The 19,474-nt window shown below is 72.5% G+C and carries 20 protein-coding genes; 3 read left to right on the plus strand and 17 right to left on the minus strand.

Going from position 1 to position 19,474, the window contains the following annotated elements; all coding sequences use genetic code 11:
- Positions 1-13 precede the first annotated feature (13 nt).
- The 4 genes from IH00_RS0114730 to IH00_RS0114745 are packed head-to-tail and all read right to left on the minus strand — an operon-like array spanning position 14 to position 4,236.
- Positions 14-1,018, minus strand: a complete 1,005-nt coding sequence (locus tag IH00_RS0114730; RefSeq protein ID WP_031073581.1) for a methionine synthase — start codon at positions 1,016-1,018, stop codon at positions 14-16.
- Positions 1,015-2,967, minus strand: a complete 1,953-nt coding sequence (locus tag IH00_RS0114735) for a tetratricopeptide repeat protein (protein ID WP_031073583.1) — start codon at positions 2,965-2,967, stop codon at positions 1,015-1,017. Before IH00_RS0114735 ends, IH00_RS0114730 begins: the two co-directional genes overlap by 4 nt.
- Before the next feature lie 12 nt (positions 2,968-2,979).
- Positions 2,980-3,678 carry an SDR family oxidoreductase gene (locus IH00_RS0114740; RefSeq protein WP_031073585.1) on the minus strand — a complete coding sequence of 233 codons (699 nt, stop codon included), beginning with the start codon at positions 3,676-3,678 and terminating at the stop codon, positions 2,980-2,982.
- Positions 3,679-3,696: 18 nt separating this feature from the next.
- The gene (locus IH00_RS0114745) at positions 3,697-4,236 is read right to left on the minus strand and encodes an LOG family protein (protein ID WP_031073587.1); all 540 of its coding nucleotides are present in this window, start codon (positions 4,234-4,236) and stop codon (positions 3,697-3,699) included.
- Between the two features lie 71 nt (positions 4,237-4,307).
- Here IH00_RS0114745 and IH00_RS0114750 point away from each other — a divergent pair, with 71 nt between their 5' ends.
- Positions 4,308-4,631, plus strand: coding sequence for a DUF427 domain-containing protein (locus tag IH00_RS0114750; RefSeq protein WP_031073588.1), 324 nt, complete (start codon positions 4,308-4,310; stop codon positions 4,629-4,631).
- A 437-nt stretch (positions 4,632-5,068) separates the two neighbouring features.
- Here the strand turns inward: IH00_RS0114750 and mnmA are convergent, their stop codons facing one another.
- Positions 5,069-6,199 carry a tRNA 2-thiouridine(34) synthase MnmA gene (gene mnmA / locus IH00_RS0114755; RefSeq protein WP_031073589.1) on the minus strand — a complete coding sequence of 377 codons (1,131 nt, stop codon included), beginning with the start codon at positions 6,197-6,199 and terminating at the stop codon, positions 5,069-5,071.
- 72 nt (positions 6,200-6,271) lie between these two features.
- On the opposite strand from mnmA, the gene IH00_RS0114760 reads away from it, so the two are divergent.
- Positions 6,272-6,967, plus strand: coding sequence for an N-acetylmuramoyl-L-alanine amidase (locus IH00_RS0114760; protein ID WP_052411387.1), 696 nt, complete (start codon positions 6,272-6,274; stop codon positions 6,965-6,967).
- Here the strand turns inward: IH00_RS0114760 and IH00_RS0114765 are convergent.
- From IH00_RS0114765 to IH00_RS43365, 3 genes are all read right to left on the minus strand, one after another.
- Entirely contained in the window at positions 6,960-8,129 is a 1,170-nt protein-coding gene (locus tag IH00_RS0114765; RefSeq protein WP_031073591.1) for a cysteine desulfurase family protein, read from the minus strand. The genes IH00_RS0114760 and IH00_RS0114765 overlap by 8 nt on opposite strands.
- A gap of 111 nt (positions 8,130-8,240) precedes the next feature.
- The gene (locus IH00_RS0114770) at positions 8,241-8,510 is read right to left on the minus strand and encodes a hypothetical protein (protein ID WP_031073592.1); all 270 of its coding nucleotides are present in this window, start codon (positions 8,508-8,510) and stop codon (positions 8,241-8,243) included.
- Between the two features lie 80 nt (positions 8,511-8,590).
- Positions 8,591-8,746, minus strand: a complete 156-nt coding sequence (locus IH00_RS43365) for a hypothetical protein (RefSeq protein WP_199819758.1) — start codon at positions 8,744-8,746, stop codon at positions 8,591-8,593.
- A 100-nt stretch (positions 8,747-8,846) separates the two neighbouring features.
- Between IH00_RS43365 and IH00_RS0114780 the strand changes: the two genes are divergently transcribed.
- Positions 8,847-9,542 carry a TetR family transcriptional regulator gene (locus IH00_RS0114780; protein ID WP_031073593.1) on the plus strand — a complete coding sequence of 232 codons (696 nt, stop codon included), beginning with the start codon at positions 8,847-8,849 and terminating at the stop codon, positions 9,540-9,542.
- A 116-nt stretch (positions 9,543-9,658) separates the two neighbouring features.
- Here IH00_RS0114780 and IH00_RS0114785 read toward each other — a convergent pair whose 3' ends face one another.
- The 9 genes from IH00_RS0114785 to IH00_RS0114825 all read right to left on the minus strand — a co-directional run bounded on the left by IH00_RS0114785 (position 9,659) and on the right by IH00_RS0114825 (position 19,428).
- Positions 9,659-10,477, minus strand: a complete 819-nt coding sequence (locus IH00_RS0114785; protein ID WP_031073594.1) for a thioesterase family protein — start codon at positions 10,475-10,477, stop codon at positions 9,659-9,661.
- Between the two features lie 27 nt (positions 10,478-10,504).
- Positions 10,505-11,185 carry a trimeric intracellular cation channel family protein gene (locus tag IH00_RS0114790; RefSeq protein WP_031073595.1) on the minus strand — a complete coding sequence of 227 codons (681 nt, stop codon included), beginning with the start codon at positions 11,183-11,185 and terminating at the stop codon, positions 10,505-10,507.
- A 172-nt stretch (positions 11,186-11,357) separates the two neighbouring features.
- Positions 11,358-12,560 carry an ABC transporter ATP-binding protein gene (locus IH00_RS0114795; RefSeq protein ID WP_031073597.1) on the minus strand — a complete coding sequence of 401 codons (1,203 nt, stop codon included), beginning with the start codon at positions 12,558-12,560 and terminating at the stop codon, positions 11,358-11,360.
- Positions 12,557-13,648, minus strand: coding sequence for an ABC transporter ATP-binding protein (locus tag IH00_RS0114800; protein ID WP_031073600.1), 1,092 nt, complete (start codon positions 13,646-13,648; stop codon positions 12,557-12,559). The genes IH00_RS0114795 and IH00_RS0114800 overlap by 4 nt, the downstream gene beginning before the upstream one ends.
- The gene (locus tag IH00_RS0114805) at positions 13,645-14,652 is read right to left on the minus strand and encodes an ABC transporter permease (protein ID WP_031073602.1); all 1,008 of its coding nucleotides are present in this window, start codon (positions 14,650-14,652) and stop codon (positions 13,645-13,647) included. The genes IH00_RS0114800 and IH00_RS0114805 overlap by 4 nt, the downstream gene beginning before the upstream one ends.
- 84 nt (positions 14,653-14,736) lie before the next feature.
- Positions 14,737-16,494, minus strand: coding sequence for an ABC transporter substrate-binding protein (locus IH00_RS0114810; RefSeq protein WP_031073604.1), 1,758 nt, complete (start codon positions 16,492-16,494; stop codon positions 14,737-14,739).
- A 64-nt stretch (positions 16,495-16,558) separates the two neighbouring features.
- Entirely contained in the window at positions 16,559-17,557 is a 999-nt protein-coding gene (locus IH00_RS0114815; protein ID WP_031073606.1) for an ABC transporter permease, read from the minus strand.
- A gap of 286 nt (positions 17,558-17,843) precedes the next feature.
- The gene (locus IH00_RS0114820) at positions 17,844-18,641 is read right to left on the minus strand and encodes an enhanced serine sensitivity protein SseB C-terminal domain-containing protein (protein WP_031073608.1); all 798 of its coding nucleotides are present in this window, start codon (positions 18,639-18,641) and stop codon (positions 17,844-17,846) included.
- A gap of 46 nt (positions 18,642-18,687) precedes the next feature.
- Positions 18,688-19,428: an enhanced serine sensitivity protein SseB gene (locus IH00_RS0114825; RefSeq protein ID WP_031073610.1), complete on the minus strand. Its 741-nt coding sequence runs from the start codon at positions 19,426-19,428 to the stop codon at positions 18,688-18,690.
- Positions 19,429-19,474: the final 46 nt, after the last annotated feature.

Consider the following 19,474-nt stretch of genomic DNA (forward strand, 5'->3'; position numbering starts at 1 on the left):
TCCCGTTACGACGTTACTCAGGGTTGTCCGCGAGCGATCTCGCCGCCTTGACGCAGTGGGCGAGCGCCGCCCGGGCGTACGCGGGCGAGGCGCCCGCCAGCCCGCACGTCGGGGTGATCACCAGCGACTCGGCGAGAGTCCCCGGAGGCAGCCCCAGCCTGCGCCACAGCGTCCTGACACCCATGACGCTACCGGCAGGGTCCGACAATGGGCCGTCGGTGGACGCCACGACGCCCGCGAACAGCCGCGTCCCGCTCTCGACCGCCTCACCGATCTGCTCCTCGTCACGCTCCGTGAGGAGGTTGAAATCGAACGAAACGGCCGTGGCGCCCGCCCGGCGCAGCAGCGCGAACGGCACGTCCGGCGCGCACGAGTGGACGACCACCGGGCCGTCGTGGACCGCGACGACGTCCCGCAGCGCGCCCTCGACGACCTGGCGGTCCACCGCCCGGTGGGTGCGGTACCCGCTGGCGGTCCTGACCTGCCCGCGCAGGACGGCGGTGAGGGACGGCTCGTCCAGCTGGAGCGCCACCCGCGCGCCGGGCACCCGGCGCCGCACCTCCGCGAGATGGGCCCGCAGCCCTTCGGCGAGCGACGCGACCAGGTCCCGGCACGCGCCCGGGTCGCCCAGCGCGGCCTCCCCGCCCCGCAGCTCCAGCGCGGCGGCCAGCGTCCAAGGGCCCACGGCCTGGACCTTCACGACGCCTTCGTACCCCTGCGTGAACTCCTCCAGGGCGTCCAGGTCCTCGCCCATCCAGGACCTGGCCCGGCGGGTGTCGCGGCCGGGCCGGTCGCTGATCCGCCAGCCGCTCGGCTCGACGTGCGCGTACATCTCCACCAGCAGCCCGATGGTCCGCCCGACCATGTCCGCGCCGGGGCCGCGGGCCGGCAGCTCCGGGAGGTGGGGGAAGTCCTCGAAGGACCCCACGACCGTCTTGGCGGCCTCGCGCGCGTCGCCGCCCGGCATGGACCCGATCCCGGTGGCCGGGCCCCAGCTGAAGTCGTTGTTCTCGCTCACCCCGGCAGCGTACGTGCCAGCATGAGGCGGGTGGCCTCCGTCTCCCGGTGCTCGGAGCCGAGGACGCGGGAGCGGGCCTCCAGGACGGCTGCGTACTCGGCGACCGCCCGTTCCGTCTCCCCGCAGTCGGCGAGCGCGGTGGCCAGGTTGTGCCGGGTCGTCAGGGTGCTCGGGTGCTCGGCGCCCAGCGTCTCCGTCTCCGCGGCGAGGACGGCCTCGTACTCGGCGCGGGCGCCGGCCGGGTCACCGTCCAGGTGGTGCAGCATGGCGAGGTTGTGCCGGGTGGCCAGGGAGTGCCGGTCGGTGGGGCCCAGCAGCCGGACGTACACCTCCAGCACCTTTCCGTAGGCGTCCCGGGCCGCCGCCATGTCGCCGGTCTGCTGGGCCGCCACCGCGTACAGGTGGCGGGTGCGCAGGGTCACCGGCCCGTCCGGGCCGAAGTGCTCCTCGCAGTCCCGCAGCAGTGCCCCGCACGCCGCCCGCGCCTGCGCGGATTGCCCCGCGTCGAGCAGCGCGCTCACCTCCAGGGAGCGCGCCCAGTGGCTCAGCCGGTGCGCGGCGCCCAGCATCTGCGGGGCCCGCGCCGCGAGCGGCCGCACCGCCGCCAGCCCCCGCTCCGGAGCGCCGGTGCGCGTCAGGTGGTCGGCCGCGCACAGCGCCCCCACCCACAGGTGCTCGGGCGAGCCGTCCCCCGGTTCGAGCTCCAGCAGGTGCGGCAGCAGCAGCGACCAGAAGGGCCACCGGGCGGGGTCCTCCGGCCGGCGGTCGGCGGCGGCGGCGCGCGCCGCCAGGTCCTCGGCCAGGGCCCGGGCGGCGTCCGTCCGGTGGGCGTCCCGCACCAGGGGGTGCAGGGCGACGACCGGCTGGTCGCCGTCGCCGTCGCGCAGTTCGGCCAGGCCGAGCCGGTCCAGGGCCTGGAGGGCACCCCACAGGCCCGCGGGGGTCGTCCCCGGGACGCGGGCGGGGTCGAGGATCCGCAGCGGGACCGGCGCGTCGGCGAAGCCGGCCAGCAGGCGCAGCACCGGCCGGGCGCAGGTGTGCCCGCGGGCCTCGGCGAGGGCGAGCGACATGTCCCAGATACGGGCCAGCGTCCCGTCGCCGTCGACGGTCAGGTCACCGCTGCCGATGGCCGCCAGGTACGCGGCGTACGAGGCGGGCTCGTCGGCGCCCCGGAGGAACGGGGGCCGTTCGTTGACCGAGGCCAGGTAGCGCCCGGCCGTGTCGAGGGCGAGCGGCAGCCCTCCGAGCCGTACGGCCACCCGGGCCGCGTCCTCGGACCGGCCGGCGCTCTCCCCCGCCCGGTCGTGCAGCGCCTGTGCGCCCTCCGCGCGGGCCAGCGGCCCGACCGGGTGGAGCACCGGCAGCGGGCCCCAGCCGGCCGGGTCGCCGTCGCGCGTGGTCACCAGGACCAGCCCGCGCGGGGCGCTGTGGGGGCGCACCCAGCCGGTGCCGGACGCGAGCCGCCCCGGACCGTCCAGGAGGCCCAGGTCGTCGGCGTTGTCGACCACGAGCAGCCACGGACCGTCGAGCCGGTCCAGGCGCTGCCACAGCAGGTCGGCGGTGAGCCCGGCGGCCAGGTCGTCGTCGGTCGCCCCCAAGTGCCGGGCGACGGCCCGCATGCCCCCGGACAGCCGGGTGCCGTCCTGTGCGGCGACCCACCACACCGGCGCGCCCCGCTCGCGGTGGCGGTGCGCGGCTTCCAGGGCGAGGCTCGTCTTGCCGACGCCGCCCAGCCCGTACAGCACGTGGACGCCCGGCTCGGCCATGAGCCGCCCCAGCAGTTCCTCGCGACCGCGCAGCGGGGTGCCGCGATCACCCCACGGCGGCGCGACGGTCACCTCCTCGGGCACCGCGCGGGCATCGCCCACCACGAGGTGCTCGATGCGGCCCGCCTGGATCAGCGTCTCCTGCCGGCCCCCGGTGACGACGTTGCGAACGAAATCCCCCATCCCCGCGGCCCCCTATCGTCCCGGTCGCACCGTCAGGTCGTTGATCTCCGCGTCGCGCGGCAGGTCCAGGGCGGTGAGGATCGCGGTGGCGACCGACTCCGGGTCGATCCACCGGGAGGCGTCGTACTCCTTGCCCTCCTGCTGGTGGACCTTGGCCTGCATGGGGCTGGCCGTACGGCCCGGATAGACGGACGTGACCCGTACGCCGGCCGGGTGCTCCTCGTGGCGCAGTGCGTCGGCCAGCGCCTTCAGGCCGTGCTTGGAGGCGGCGTACGCGGCCCACTCGGCATGGGCGTTGAGCCCGGCGCCCGAGTTGACGAACACGATGTGCCCCTGGGAAAGCCGCAGTTGCGGCAGGAGCAGCCGGGTCAGCTCGGCGGGGGCGACCAGGTTCACGTCGAGCTGGTGGCGCCACGTCCTGGGGGTCAGGTCGCCGACCCGGCCGAGGTCGACGACGCCCGCGACGTGCAGCAGCGAGTCGAGGCGGTCCGGGAGGGACTGGTGCGAGAAGGCCCAGGAGAGCCGGTCGGGGGTGGCGAGGTCGCCGACGAGCGTACGGGCGCCGGGGTAGGCGCCGGCCAGTTCCTTGGCGCGTCCGGCGTCACGTGCCAGCAGCACGAGGTCGTCGCCCCGCTCGTGCAGCCGGCGCGCGACGGCCGCGCCGATGCCGGACCCTGCGCCGGTGATCAGATGTGTAGCCATACGGGCCATGCTCGCACTCCCGGCCCGCTACCGGAGCCCGGCGCTCTCCTCCAGGTACGCGAGGGCGGCGACGCCGTCCTCCGCGAAGAACACCAGGTCCGTCAGGGGCACGGGGAGGAAGCCCTCGGCGTCCATCCGCCGGAACTGCTCCTTCAGTCCGTCGTAGAACCCGGCGGTGTTGAGCAGCACGACCGGTTTGCCGTGCAGGCCGTGCTTCTTCAGCTCCAGGATCTCGGTGGCCTCGTCGAGTGTGCCCGTGCCGCCGACCATGATCACGATCGCGTCGGCCTTGGCCAGCAGGAGCGCCTTGCGCTCGGCGAGGTCCTTGGCGACGACCATCTCGTCGACCCCGGGACGGGCCTTGTGGGACAGGAACTCCACGGAGACGCCGACGAGCCGGCCGCCGGCCTCCTGGACGCCGTCCGCGACGACCTTCATGAGGCCGGCGTCGGAGCCGCCCCACACGAGGGTGTGGCCGGCCTTGCCGAGCAGCTGGGCGAACTCGCGGGCCGGGACCGTGTAGCGCTCGTCGAGGTCGGCGGCGGAGAGGAAGACACAGATGTTCACGACGCAACCCTACGGGCCTGCCGGCACCACGGCCCGGGAATCGACGGCCGGTCACCGCCGTTGCACCGGCCATGACGACAGGACACCGCATCACCATCGAACCGGGCACCGACCATGTGCGCGTCGTCCTCGACGGGCGGCTGGTGGCGGAGAGCCGGCGGCCGCTCGTGCTGCGCGAGACGGGCTGTCCCGTGCGCTACTACCTGCCCGTGGCGGACGTCCGCACGGACCTGCTGTCCCCGTCCGACACGCAGACGTACTGCCCGTTCAAGGGCACGGCGTCGTACTGGTCCCTGGACGGGGCGAGGGACGTGGCGTGGGCGTATCCCGACCCGTCGCCGGATGTCGCCGCCATCGCCGGCCACCTCTGCTTCTACCGGACCGACGTGGTGTGACCGGCCGGCGTCGGGGCTCCGCCGCGGGCGCCGGTCCGCCCCCGCACGGAGGACCCGAGCGGGGCGATCGAGTCGGCCGACGGCACGCGCCTCGCGCACGGGCGCGGAAGCGGGAGCGCCGCTGATCCTGGCGGGCGGGGAGCTGAGCACCGGGGCGGGTGACGCGCCGCTCGCCGGGCTGCCGGCATCGCGCGTCACCGCGGACACCTCCGGCCGGCGCGGGCGCGGCGGCAGCGCGGACACCGGCCGTACGCCGTGGGCGCGCGAGGACGGAGCCGCGCGACGCGACGCGGCGCGCGCGGTCGCGGAGGCGGCGCCGCGCCCGGCGGCACGCACGCTGACCGGCCAGGTGCACGCGGTGGCGCCGCAGGTGCCGGAGCGTTTCTCCGCGAGCGCGGAGTGGCGGCGGAGCGACGCGGGCCGCGGCCGCCCCGGGATCAGGCCGTGGCCGGCGCCGCGCTGCGCCGCGTGGTCGTGGCGATGGTCGCCGAGCCGACCACGCGGGTGCCGTCGTACAGGACGATCGCCTGGCCGGGGGCCACGCCGCGGACCGGTTCATCGAAGGTGACGTGCAGTTCTCCGCCCTCCAGGGAGGCCGTCACCGGGGTCTCGCCGCCGTGGGCGCGCAGCTGGGCCGTGTACGTGCCGGGGCCCGAGGGGGCCGTGCCGCACCAGCGGGGCTTGATCGCGGTCAGCGCGGTGACGTCCAGTGCCTCGGCGGGGCCGACGGTCACCCGGTTGTCCACGGGCGAGATGTCCAGCACGTAGCGCGGCTTTCCGTCGGGCGCCGGGTGGCCGATGCGCAGGCCCTTGCGCTGGCCGATGGTGAAGCCGTACGCGCCCTCGTGCGTGCCGACCTTGGCGCCGGACTCGTCGACGATGTCGCCCTCCGCCTTGCCCAGCCGGGACGCCAGGAAGCCCTGGGTGTCGCCGTCCGCGATGAAGCAGATGTCGTGGCTGTCGGGCTTCTTCGCCACCGCCAGGCCCCGCCGCTCCGCCTCCGCGCGGATCTCGTCCTTGGTGGTGAGCGTGTCGCCCAGCGGGAACATGGCGTGGGCGAGCTGGCGCTCGTCGAGCACGCCGAGGACGTACGACTGGTCCTTGGCCATGTCGGAGGCGCGGTGGAGCTCCCGGCTGCCGTCCTCGCGGGTCACGACCGTGGCGTAGTGGCCGGTGCAGACCGCGTCGAAGCCCAGCGCGAGCGCCTTGTCGAGCAGCGCCGCGAACTTGATCTTCTCGTTGCAGCGCAGGCACGGGTTGGGGGTGCGGCCGGCCTCGTACTCGGCGACGAAGTCCTCGACCACGTCCTCGCGGAACCGCTCGGCCAGGTCCCACACATAGAACGGGATGCCGATGACGTCGGCCGCGCGGCGCGCGTCGCGCGAGTCCTCGATGGTGCAGCAGCCGCGGGCGCCGGTGCGGAAGGACTGCGGGTTCGCGGACAGGGCCAGGTGCACCCCGGTGACGTCGTGCCCGGCTTCGGCGGCACGGGCGGCGGCGACGGCGGAGTCCACGCCGCCCGACATGGCGGCGAGGACGCGGAGGGGGCGCTGGGGAGTCTCAGTCATAGCCCCACCAGGGTACGGGGCGGGCGGAAGGACACGGGAACCGAATACGCATGCGCATGCGTTGACGATCACATGGGGAGTGCTCACAGGCGGGGAGTCGGCCGCCGCGCGGTGCTGATCGGTGGTGGCGCGGCCGTCGTCGGTACGGCCGTGCTGGCCCGGGACGAACTGAGACGTGCCTGGTGGCGGCTGCCCGGCATGGAGAAGAAGCGCGTCGAGGGCGAGCTGGACCACAAGGGCGCGGAGTGGACGGCGGCGGCGCGGGCGAACTGGCGGCGGGCCGACCGGCCGGACGACTACACGATCGACCGGGTGGTGATCCATGTCGTCCAGGGCAGCTATCCCACGGCCCTGAAGGTGTTCAAGAACCCCGGGCACGGCGCCGCGACCCACTACGTCGTCCGCAAGGACGGCCACGTCGCCCAGATGATCCGCGAGCTGGACGTGGCCTTCCACGCCGGCAACCGCGACATGAACGAGCGCAGCATCGGCATCGAGCACGAGGGTTTCGTGCACCGCCCGCAGGACTTCACGGCGGCGATGTACGAGGCGTCGGCGCGGCTGACGGCGGGGATATGCGCCCGGTACGGGATACCGGTCGACCGGGAGCACATCATCGGCCACGTGGAGGTGGAGGGCACCGACCACACCGACCCGGGCCCGCACTGGGACTGGGACCGGTACATGCGCCTGGTACGGGCCGCGGCGGAGCGGCCGCCGGCCGAGGCGGGCGGGCCCGGGAGGGTCCGGAGGACGGGCCCTAGCTGAGACCGGCCGTGCGGGCCCGCTCCACCGCCGGGCCGATGGCCTTCGCCACGGCCTCCACGTCCGCGTCGGTGGAGGTGTGGCCGAGCGTGAAGCGCAGGGTGCCGCGGGCCAGGTCGGGGTCGGTCCCGGTGGCCAGCAGCACATGGCTGGGCTGGGCGATGCCGGCCGTGCAGGCGGAGCCGGTGGAGCACTCGATGCCCTGGGCGTCCAGCAGCAGCAGCAGCGAGTCGCCCTCGCAGCCGGGGAAGGCGAAGTGGGCGTTGGCGGGCAGGCGGCCGGCCGCGTCCGGGTCCCCGCCGAGGACGGCGTCCGGGACGGCCGCGCGGACGGCGTCGATCAGCCGGTCGCGCAGGGCGCCGATGTCCCGGGCGTGCTCCTCGCGGCGCTCGGCGGCCAGTCGCGCGGCCACGGCGAAGGCGGCGACGGCCGGGACGTCGAGGGTGCCGGAGCGGACGTGGCGCTCCTGGCCGCCGCCGTGCAGCACCGGGACGGGGCTGTGCTCGCGTCCCAGCAGCAGGGCGCCGATGCCGTACGGACCGCCGATCTTGTGGCTGGACACGGTCAGGGCGGCGAGGTCCGAGGCGGCGAAGCCGACCGGGACCTGGCCGAACGCCTGGACCGCGTCGGAGTGCAGGGGGATGCCGAACTCGCGGGCCACGGCGGCGAGTTCGGCGACCGGCATGACGGTGCCGATCTCGTTGTTGGCCCACATCACGGTGATGAGGGCGACGCTCTCCGGGTCCCGCTCGACGGCCTCGCGCAGCGCGTCGGGGTGGACGCGTCCGTACACGTCGACGGGCAGGTACTCGACGGTCGCGCCCTCGTGCTCGCCGAGCCAGTGCACGGCGTCGAGGACGGCGTGGTGCTCGACGGGGCTGGCCAATACCCGCACGCGGCGCGGGTCGGCATCGCGCCGGGCCCAGTACAGGCCCTTGACGGCGAGATTGTCCGATTCCGTACCCCCCGAGGTGAGGACGACCTCGCTGGGGCGCGCCCCCAGCGCCTCGGCGAGGATCTCGCGGGCCTCCTCGACGGTACGGCGGGCCCGGCGGCCGGCGGCGTGCAGCGAGGACGCGTTGCCGGTGACGGCGAGCTGGGCGGTCATCGCCTCGATCGCCTCCGGGAGCATCGGAGTGGTCGCGGCGTGGTCGAGGTAGGCCATGGTGCCTCGATTCTACGAGGCTCCCCGGGGCCGCCGGAGGCCGCCCGGTGCGGTCGGCACCCGGTCGGCGCGCGGTCCGCGCGGCGGGGGCCGCGGGCGGACCCGGGGCCGTCAGCCGAGGTTCCAGGAGAGCGTGCCGTCGGCCGAGGCCAGCGCGGCGAGGACCACCAGGTCCGCGATGCCGAGGCCGAGGCCGAGCAGGGCGCGCCCGCGGCGCGCGGTACCGCGGCGCAGTGCCAGCAGGGCGAGTCCGATGGCGATGGGCCCGAGGATGATGTTGAGGACCAGCAGCCCCAGCAGTCCCAGGACGAACGCGGCGACGGCCATGCCGTCGGCGTCCCGGATGCCGGTGCGGCGCCGGGGCGGTGCGGTGAGTTCCATGACGACGCTCCTTCGGTGAGGACGGTGGCGTCAGCCACCGCGGTGACGTTCCGTGGTGGTGCGTCAGTGGTGGCGGTGCGTCAGTGGTGGCGGTGCCGCCGCCGCTCGCGCGCGGCGAAGACGAGCAGCCAGGCGCCGATGACGGCGGCCGCGACGACGGTGACGGGCAGGGGCACATGGGCCACGGACCCCATGAGCACCCCCAGCAGGAGCAGGGCTGCCACGAGGAAGAGCATCGGAAACAACCTCCTGAATCGGAAACAGTTGTTCACTGACTACCCAGTCTAACGAATGCGATGACTGTCGCGTCGCGGGCAACGGTTGTTTACTCATGGAATGAGTCACGCCGCCGGGACGGGGACCGGGATCCGCCGGGCCCAGAAGCAGAAGACCCGTCAGGCCCTGCTGGACGCCGCCCTGCTGCTGCTGGAGGAGCAGAGCCTGAGCAGCCTCGGCCTGCGCGAGGTCACCCGCGCCGTCGGCGTCGCCCCGGCCGCCTTCTACCGCCACTTCCGCGACACCGCCGACCTCGGTGTCGCGCTGGTCGACGAGGCCCTCGGCAGTCTGCACGAGACCCTCCGTACGACACTGGCGACGACCGGGGACAGCGGCGAACGGATCGCCGCGGCAGTCGAGTTGATCGCCGACCTGGTCCACGGGTACCCCGCCCACGTCCGGTTCATCGTCCGCGAGCGGCACGGCGGCGTGCGGCGCGTACGGGAGGCGATCGGCGGTCAACTCGACCTGTTCGTCCGGGAGGTGGCCGACGAGCTGGCTCGGCAGCCGGAGTCCCGCGGCTGGGACCGGGACGATCTGCTCATGCTCGCCGGTCTGTACGTGGACCACATGGTGATGACCGCCTCGGCGTTCCTGGCCGTCGGCCCCGACCGCGAGGCAGGGGGCGGCGACGCCCGGAACCACGAGGCGCAGGGCCGGGCGGCACGGGACCGCGGGGAGCACGAGCGCGTGGCGCGGACCGCACGCCGGCAGCTGCGGCTGGTCGCCCTGGGGCGCCGCCACTGGCTGGACTGACCGACCCCGTCCGCCGAGCCCGGCACCCCGGACGCCACGACGCGGAAGAGCGCCCCGACGTCCCGGCGGGTGGTGCGTACGGGGCGTCGAGGCGCTCGGCGAGCTCGGTGGCGCGGCTACCCGCGCGGTGCGCGGGCCAGCTGGCGGGACTGGGCGACCAGACGGTCGGCACTGTCCCAGACCTCGGCGTCCTCCTCCAGGAAGCCGCCGGCGAGGTTGCGGGTGGTGATGGCGACGCGCAGCGGGCCGGGGGCCGGGCGGCAGCGTATGTGGGTGGTGAGTTCGACGGTCGGGGTCCAGCCGGTCAGGCCGAGCTCGAACGAGGTCGGGGGCAGCGCGTCGACGGTCAGGAGCAGCGACAGCGGGTCGGGGTCGCGGCCGTCGGCCAGTCCGAACCAGCCGCGCATCTCGCCCTTCCCGGAGGGCGCGCCGAGCGCCCAGCCCAGGGTCGCGGGGTCGAGCTTGATGTCGAGGCGCTCGGTGATGGCCGAGGAGCCGGGGATGGGCGCCGGGCCGTCCGAGGGGCCGAGGCAGTGCTCGCGGGGCGGGATGGCCGGCGGCTTGGCCGAGGTGCGGACGTCGTCGGGGAGCGTGTCGAGGTCGCCGTAGGAGGCGAGGACCCGGATGCGCTCGACCTCGGCGCCGTCCGGCCCGTTCTGGAAGAGGGACGCCTGACCCGTGGAGAGCGTCCGGCCGGTGCGGACGGTCTCGGTCCGGATGACGGCCGGGCCGGGCACGGAGGGCGTGAGGTAGTACGCCGAGACGGTGAACGGGTCGGGGTGCGGCAGGGCCTCCCCGAGGGCGCGGCCCAGCAGGGCGAGCAGGTAGCCGCCGTTGACCGCGGAGATGATCGTCCAGCCGGCGGAGAGCTCGGCGTCGTAGACGCCCGGCTCGCGGAGGGTCACCGCGGTGTCGCGGTCGAACTCGCTGTCCATGGCTCGGAACCGTACAGCAGAAAAATACTAAGCGGTAGCTTTCCTGGGGAGCTCGTCCTCGGAGCGGGCGGAACGGCGGTTCCAGGCCCGCGGCGCCCGCCAGTGGAAGCGCAGGGCGAGGAGTCGCAGCACGAACGTGGTCAGGGCCGCGAGGCCGCTGGTGAAGGGGTTCAGCATGTCGAAGCGGATGCAGAGCGCCACCATCGTGGCGCCGACGATGGCGGGCACGGCGTAGAGATCCCGGTCCCAGCGGAGCAGCGACGGGACCTCGTTGGCGAGGACGTCGCGCAACACGCCGCCGCCCACCCCGGTGGCGAGCCCGAGCACGGCGGAGAACGTCAGCCCGAGCCCGTGCTCGTACGCCTTGGTCGTCCCGGAGACGCAGAAGAGCCCGAGGCCCGCGGCGTCGAAGACGTTGACAGCGGTCTGGGTGCGCTCGACCTGGGGGTGCAGGAAGAAGACGAGGACGGTCGCGACCAGGGGCATGACGAAGTACCCGAGATCGGTGAAGGCGGCGGGCGGCACCGCGCCGATCACGAGGTCCCGGAAGAGCCCGCCGCCGAGCGCCGTGACCTCGGCGAGGACGGCGATGCCGAACACGTCGAAGTTCTTGCGGACCGCAAGGAGCGCGCCGGAGATCGCGAAGACGAAGATCCCGGCGAGGTCGAGCGCGTGTTGGACGGACGGCGTGAACAATTCCTGGAGCACCGCACAATTGTGCCGCCTCCCGCGGAAGGCTCCGCTCCGCCGGACGTCCGGCCCGCCGCGACCTCACCCGGCGGGTGCGCCGGCATCCGGGGGCGCGCCCCGGCCGCGGCGGCAGCGCCCGGGAGGCGGACCCGCGGCCGGGGGCCGGGCCCCCGCACCGCGTCCGGACGGATCAGAGCTTCTCCGGGGCCTCGTCCCGCGGCGACGCCCCGGAAGCCGGGGTCCCGCCCTGCGAAGAGGAAGCGGAAGCCGCGGCCTCGGTTCCGGCCTCCGCCGCCTCCGCCACCGCCTTCGTCGCCGGGACGATCTCGATCGCCTCGCCCGCGGAGGCCAGCAGCGCGTCGCCCGGGACCTGGTCGGGGGCGTTCTCCGGGTGGTGACAGGCGACCCGGCGGCCCGGGGCCAGCTCCAGCAGCGGGGGCTCCTGGACCTTGCAGACCTCCGTCGCCTTCCAGCACCGCGTGTGGAAGCGGCAGCCGCTCGGCGGGGAGATCGGCGACGGCACGTCGCCCTTGAGCAGGATGCGCTCACTCCTGGCGTGCCGGCGCCTGGGGTCCGGGACCGGCACCGCCGACATCAGGGCCTTGGTGTACGGGTGCATCGGCGCCTCGTACAGCGAGGTCCGGTCCGCCAGCTCCACGATCTTGCCGAGGTACATCACCGCGATCCGGTCCGAGACGTGCCGGACGACCGACAGGTCGTGCGCGATGATCACGTACGTGAGCCCGAGGTCCTGCTGGAGGTCGTCCAGCAGGTTCACGACCTGCGCCTGGATGGAGACGTCCAGCGCGGAGACCGGCTCGTCCGCGACCACGAGCCGCGGCTTCAGCGCCAGGGCGCGGGCGATGCCGATGCGCTGGCGCTGTCCGCCGGAGAACTCGTGCGGGTAGCGGTTGTAGTGCTCCGGGCTCAGGCCGACCCGCTCCAGGAGGCCCTGGACCTCCTTCTTCACGCCGCCCTCGGGCTCCACGCCCTGCAGCCGGAAGGGCGCGGAGACGATGGTGCCGATGGTGTGGCGCGGGTTCAGCGAGCCGTACGGGTCCTGGAAGATCATCTGGATGTCGCGCCGCAGCGGCCGCATCCCGGCCGTCTTCAGGTGCGTGATGTCCGTGCCGTCGAACTCGATCCTGCCGCCGCTGGGCTCCAGCAGACGCGTGATCAGCCGGCCCATCGTGGACTTGCCGCAGCCCGACTCGCCGACCACGCCCAGGGTCTCCCCCCGGCGCACCTCGAAGTCGATGCCGTCGACCGCCTTCACCGCGCCGGCCTGCCGCCGCAGCACGCCCTTCTTGATGGGGAAGTGTTTGACCAGGCCCTCGACCTTCAGCAGGGCGTCGGAGGAGGTGCCGGTCGTGTTGGTCGGTTCGTTGGTCACAGCTTCGGCGCAATCTCTTCGGTCCAGATCCGCGTGCGCTCCTCCTGCGGCATGTGGCAGGCGGAGAAGTGGCCGGAGCCCACCTCACGCAGGTCCGGACGCTCGGTGCGGGTGATCCCGCCCTTCGGCACGTCCGCGTACGGGCAGCGCGGGTTGAACGCGCAGCCGCTCGGCACGTTGATCAGGGACGGCGGCTGGCCCTTGACCGGGATGAGCCGGTCGGTCTGCTCCCGGTCGATGCGGGGCATCGAGCCGAGCAGGCCCCAGGTGTAGGGGTGCTTCGGCGCGGAGAAGATCGTGTCGACCGGCCCGCGCTCCACGCAGCGCCCGCCGTACATCACCAGGATGTCGTCGGCGATCTCGGCGACCACGCCCAGGTCGTGGGTGATGATGATGACCGCCGAGCCGAACTCCTTCTGCAGGTCCCGGATCAGGTCCAGGATCTGCGCCTGGACGGTCACGTCCAGCGCGGTGGTCGGCTCGTCCGCGATGAGCAGCTCGGGGTTGTTGACGAGCGCCATCGCGATCATCGCGCGCTGGCGCATGCCGCCCGAGAACTCGTGCGGGTAGGAGTCCACGCGCTTGCCGGGCTCGGGGATGCCGACACGGTCCAGCAGCTCGACGGCCCGGGCGCGGGCGACCTTCTTCGGCACCTTGTGGTGGACTCGGTAGGCCTCCACGATCTGGCTGCCCACCGTGTAGTACGGGTGCATCGCGGACAGCGGGTCCTGGAAGATCATCGCCATCTCGCGGCCGCGGAGCCGCCGCACCTCGTCGGGGTCGGCGTTCACCAGCTCCTTGCCGTCGAGCCAGATCTCACCGCTCATCCGTACGTTCTTGCCGCGTGCGCCGAGCCGGTGCAGGCCCATGATCGCGAGCGAGGTGACGGACTTGCCGGAGCCGGACTCGCCGACGACGCCCAGTGTGCGGCCCTTCTCCAGCTGGAAGGAGAGGCCGTCGACGGACTTGACCAGGCCGTCGTCGGTGGGGAAGTGGACCTTGAGGTCGCGTACGTCGAGGAAGGCCCGCGACGGCGGGCTCTGCACCGGCTCGCCCACCGCGGCGCCGCTCTTGGTCAGTTCGGTCATGACACCCTCACGCGCGGGTCGACGACGGCGTACAGAAGGTCAACCACGAGGTTGAGGAAGACGACGAAGAACGCGGCGAGCAGGGTGACGCCGAGGATCGGCGGCAGGTCGTTGGCGACGATCGACTGCACCGCGTACTCGCCGATGCCGTGCAGCGAGTACACGGACTCGGTGATGACCGCACCGCCGAGCAGCAGGCCGATGTCCATGCCGAAGACGGTGACGATCGGGGTGAGCGCGGCCCGCAGGCCGTGCTTGGCGACCACCCGGCGCTCGCGCAGGCCTTTGGCGCGCGCGGTGCGGATGAAGTCCTCGCTCATCGCCTCCAGCATCCCGGAGCGGGTGAGGCGGGCGTAGATGGCCGCGTAGAGCAGGGCCAGCGAACACCACGGCAGGAAGAGGGTGTTCGCCCACTGCGAGGGGTTCTCGGTGAACGGCACGTAGGTCCGTCCGAAGATCTCCAGCTTGTAGCTGAAGAGCAGCAGGAACAGCTGGGCGGTGAAGAAGATGGGCAGCGAGACGCCGGCGAGCGCACCGCCCATGGCGGCCCGGTCGAAGAACGAGCCGGGCTTGAGCGCCGAGACCACGCCGACCAGGACGCCGGAGACCAGCCACAGCAGCGCGGCACCGATGGCGAGCGAGATGGTGATCGGCAGCCGGTCGACGAGCTCCGGCCAGACCTCCATGTGGGTCTTGAAGGAGTACCCGAAGCAGGGGGCGTCGCACCGTACGGTGGTCGGCCCCTGGTCGTAGGTGGCGCCGCCGACGAGTCCCCTGACGAAGTCCCAGTACTGCACGTAGACCGGTTCGTCGAGGCCAAGGTTCCGCTTGACCGCCGCGATGTCCTCGGGCGTGGGGTTCTTGCCGATGTACTGCTGGGCCAGCTGATCGGCGGTCTGTCCGGCCAGCTTCGGCAGGACGAAGAAGATGCCGAAGGTGACCGCCGTGACGACCAGCAGCAGGATCACCGCTGCTATCAGCCGGCGGATGATGTACGAGATCACGGGGACCGGCGCCGGTGCCCGCGGGCCGCGCGTCGGGGGACGCGGGGAACCGCGGGCACCAATGCCTTCACCTGCCTTCCGGGGCTACTTCTTCGTGGTGCCGATGTTGAGGTAGTCGTACTGACCGCTCCAGGCCGAGGAGGCCGTCATGTTGGTGCCGTACGGCGAGCGGTAGTGCAGGACCTTGAAGTAGGTCAGCGGGACGATGACCGCCTGCTCCATGGCCTTCTTGTCGATCTCCGCGTAGGCCGCGTCACGCGCCGCCTTGTCGGTGTTCGCGATGGCCTGGTCGAACAGCTTGTTGATCGCCGGGTCGTCCAGCTCGGAGAGGTTGGTGTTGCCGGACTGGCTGATGGCCTTGCCGTGCAGGATCTGCTTCAGGTAGCCGTAGCCGGTCGGCCAGTCGGAGCCCCACTGCATCATCATCAGGCCGATGTTCTCCTTCTTGGTGAAGGAGGGGACACCCGCGTAGTCCGTGAAGTACTTGCTGCCCGGGTACTGCTTGATCTTGGCGTCGATGCCGACCTTCTTCAGCGCCGCGACGACGGCGGTGGCGGCGTCGACCTCGCTCTGGCGCTCGCTGCGCGCGGAGATGAAGGTGGAGATCTTCTCCTGGCCGCAGGCCTTCAGGTGCTGCTTGGCCTTCGCCACGTCACCCTTGTTGCCCTCGGTGGGGTACAGGTCGAACTTCTGGTAGCCGGGGAGGTCGTTCGGCATGATCGTCGAGGCGATCTCGCCGCGGATCGGCCCGCCCATCGAGGTCTGCACGGAGACCTTGTCGATGGCGTACTGCACGGCCTTGCGGCACTCGACGTTGTCGAACGGCTTCACCTTGGTGTTGATCGCCGTGTAGACGAGGCGGCCGCCGTACGCGTTGTCGGTGTTGGCCTTGAGGTCCTCCTTGGCCATCACCTGCGCCTGGGTCTGGGCGTCGACACCCGCGCCCTTCAGGTCGGCGATGATCTCACCGGCCATCAGGTCCTTGTCGATGGTGGCCTGGTTGACCTTCATGTTCAGGACGATCTTGTCCGGGTACTGCTTGCGCAGCGGGTCGGTCTTGGCGTCCCAGTGCTCGTTGCGGGTCAGGACGACCTGCTTGCCCTCCTGGTAGGTCTCGAACTTGTACGAGCCCGAGGAGACCACGGAGGAGGTGTACTGCGCGCCCTTGTCCTTGGCCTTCGGCACCGGAGCGGTCTGCGGGGCGCTGACCAGGTAGTCGAAGTCCGCGAACGGCTGGTTGAGCTTGAAGACGATGGTGTGGTCGTCCGGGGTCTGGATGGACGCCAGGCCCTTGTCGCTCTTGTCCTTGTACGGGCCCTTGTACTTGTCCCCGCCGTCCAGCAGCGTCTGGAAGTAGTTGGGGCCGTTGGAGAGCACGTCACGCGCGAAGTTGGAGCGCTCGACCGCGTACTTGACGTCCTTGGCCGTGACCGGCGTGCCGTCGTCGTACTTGACGCCCTTGCGGAGCTTGTACGTCCACGTCTTGCCGCCGTCGCTCGGGACGCCCATCGACTCGGCGAGGTCCGGCACGAGCTCGTTGCCCTTCTCACCGGGGGCCGGCTTGAAGGTCGTCAACGGACGCGCGTAGAGGCGGCTGAAGTTGTAGAGGAAGGCGTAGTACGTGTTGCCCGGGTCGAACGACTCGGGGGCGTCGGCCATCGCGTAGGTGACCGTGCCGCCCGTCTTGTCCGAGACGTTGACGACCCCGGTCGTCGCCGCGTTCGCCTTGGCATTGCCCTTGGCGCCGTCCTCGCCGCTGCCGTCGTCCGCCTTGCTGCAGCCCGCGAGGAGCAGGCTCGCACTGCTGACGACCGCGAGTGCGGCCACTGCTGACCTTCGCATTTTCGTCGAACTCCCCTTTTTGTTCCGACAATTGATCGGGAACGATCCCGGTGGTGCGCGGCCTTCAGCGGCTGCGCGGATCGAGAGCGTCCCGAAGGCCATCACCGAGCAGGTTGAAGGCCAGTACGGTGATGAAGATCGCGAGGCCGGGGACGAGCATGAACTGCGGGTCGACCTCGAAGAACGTGACCGCCTCCCGGAGCATGCCTCCCCATGAGGCCTGCGGCGGCTGGATACCGACCCCGAGGAAGCTGAGCGACGCCTCGAAGATGATGTTGGTCGGGATGAGCAGCGTGGCGTAGACGGTGATGGGTCCTACGAGGTTCGGCAGCAGCTCGCGGAAGAGGATGTACGGGCCGCGGGCCCCCATCCCGCGCGAGGCGTCGATGAACTCGCGTTCCCGCAGCGCCAGCGTCTGACCGCGGACGATACGGGCCATGTAGGGCCAGTTGAAGAAGCCGATGACGAAGATGAGCACACTGATGTGGAGGGGCAGGCCCTCCAGGCCGAAGGCACCTCCCTGCAGGGTCGCCGAGATGGCGATGGCGAACAGCAGCAGCGGGAACGCGAGGAACGTGTCCATGAGCCGGCTGATGAAGGTGTCCACGCGGCCGCCGTAGTAACCGGCCATCAGGCCGAGCACCACGCCGATGACGTTGGACAGGACCGTGGCTCCGAAGGCGACGACCAGCGAGACCCAGGACCCCTCGAGGATGCGGGCGAGGATGTCGCGGCCGAACTTCGGGTCGACGCCCAGCGGGTGGTCCAGGCTCATGCCGCCGAACGACCCCTTGGGCAGCGAGGTGTTCGGGTCGATCAGGTCCTGCTGGAGGGCGTTCGGGTCGAGGCCGAGGAGCGTTTGGAGCGGCCGGGACAGCACCGCGACCAGGATGAGGAGGATGACGACGACTCCGCCGGTGACGGCCAGCTTGTCCCGCTTGAAGCGGGTCCAAGCGATCTGTCCGAGTGAACGGCCCTCGATCTGCTTGGACTTGACGCCTGCGAGTACGGCCTCAGGCGCTGCCTCGGCCTGTGCTCCGGTGGTCTCCATGGGTGCGGTCATCGTCCCTCGTGCTCGCCCGTGCCGACGGTCGCCGGCAGCGCCTCTACGGGCCGCCCGGGTCTGCGATGCGGTCCGTGGTGCAGGTGCTCAGGAGGTGCGCGTTGCGCTGCACGTATGTGCGACGCCCCCTGGTTGGGGGGAGTCTTCAATGGGTTCGCGATCACCCGCCAGACCTGGCGGGGAATGTTTGCGCAACCGTGATGCGGTCCGGTGGCTTCCGTTATGCGGACCGGTTGATCGGCTCAGCGGACCAACTCGGGCGGTATTTCGGCAGAACGGACACGCGTCAGGGCGTGCGGGGCGCGCCGGGGGGATAGCCGTACCCGCCCGCGACGGGCGCGGTCACGTGGGCCTCGCGGTCGTAGAAGGGCCGGGCGTTGGCCCGCAGCCACATCGTCACCGGGTCGTACTCGTCGGACATGGCGACCGTCGAGACGGGCAACCCGTCCGGGACGGCCGCGATCGACTGGCTCATCATGGTGCGCACCGCGTCGACGGACGCCTGCGTCGTGTCGTACAGGTCCAGGCCGATGGCGAGGTACGGGGAACCGAGCGCGGGCTGCACCCAGGCGCGGCGCAGCGAGCGCACGGCCGGCGTGCGGTGGGCGTTCTGCGTGAGCAGGGCGTAGAACTGGGGGATCTGGATGGCGGGTTCGGAGAGCTTCAGCGGCCCCGCGGGCATCCGGTCCAGCCCGGTGGCGATCCGGCGCAGGTCGGGCCACGGGATGCCGACGCCGCCACCGGGGGCGTGCGGGTTGAGCCAGATGCCCCAGCGGTCGGGGTAGAGGGCGCGGGCGATGTCACGGCCGGTGATGACCTCGTGGGCGCGGTTCCAGCCGGAGACGGCGAGCTCCTGGGCGGAGGTGACGCACGGCGCGTAGCCGAGGCCGTCGACCTCCATGTTCCCGTACTGCGCGTCGGGCGCGCCGGCCCGGCCGTGCCAGAGCAGCATCCACAGCGGGGCGTCGGCGAGGGCCGCCAGCAGCGCCTCGTACTGGTCGTAGCGTCCGGGCGTGACCTGGCTCAGCAGCTGCTCGATCCGCCCGGCTGCCTGCCCGGCCGCCGCGGTGCCTTGCGCGCTCACCCTGGGTCCCGCCCCTCGTCGATCCACCGCACCAGCTTATGTGCGTCTACACCTGCTCGCGCTGGTAGAAGGGCCGCACCTTCTCCAGCATCCAGTCGCCGACCGGGTCCTGCGCGATGTCGAGCAGGACCAGGTTGACCGGCCAGGGCACCTGGACGCGGCCCAGTGCCCGGCCGAGCGCGTCCATGGGCGCGTTGCGGTCGGCGCCCTCCCAGGAGGAGAGCTGCACGCCGATGAAGAGCGACGGGGCGTCCCCCTCGACGCTCGCGAGGGCGCGACGGGCGGTGAGCACGGTACCGGTGGCACGGAACTCGGCGGCCGCGGCGGACAGGAAGTCGACCGGGTCCTCCTGCCAGTCCGGTTCGGACAGGCGCACCCGGCCGCCGCTCGCGGGGCCGTCCAGGGGCGTGCGGCCGGCCCGGCACAGCTCGGCGACCGCGGGCGGCGGGAGGGGCGCGCCGACGGCCCCGCCGGGGTTCACCGCGATGCCGACCTGCGGGGGCAGGCCACGGGCGAACTCGACGGCGGGCGCGACGGTGTACGCCATGTGGGGGCCCACGCAGTGCAGGAACTGCTGCTCGGAGCTGAAGACGGGGACGTACGCCTGGCCGTCGAGCTCCAGCATCGGCAGGTCCAGATCGGCGCTGTCGGGGCCGCCGCCCTCGGGCAGGGGCACCCAGACGGGGCTGCGGCCCAGCACCTCGACGAGCCGGCCTCCGGCCGCCGGGTTGCCGAGCGAGGCGGCGAGCACCTCTTCGAGCTCGTTGACCGGCCAGGCAGTGTCCACTGGTGTCCCCTCGTCCCCGCCCGCGCGTCCCACCCGCGCGGGGTCT

Origin of the sequence: Streptomyces sp. NRRL S-118 (assembly GCF_000716335.1) — a bacterium.
Classification (GTDB): domain Bacteria; phylum Actinomycetota; class Actinomycetes; order Streptomycetales; family Streptomycetaceae; genus Streptomyces.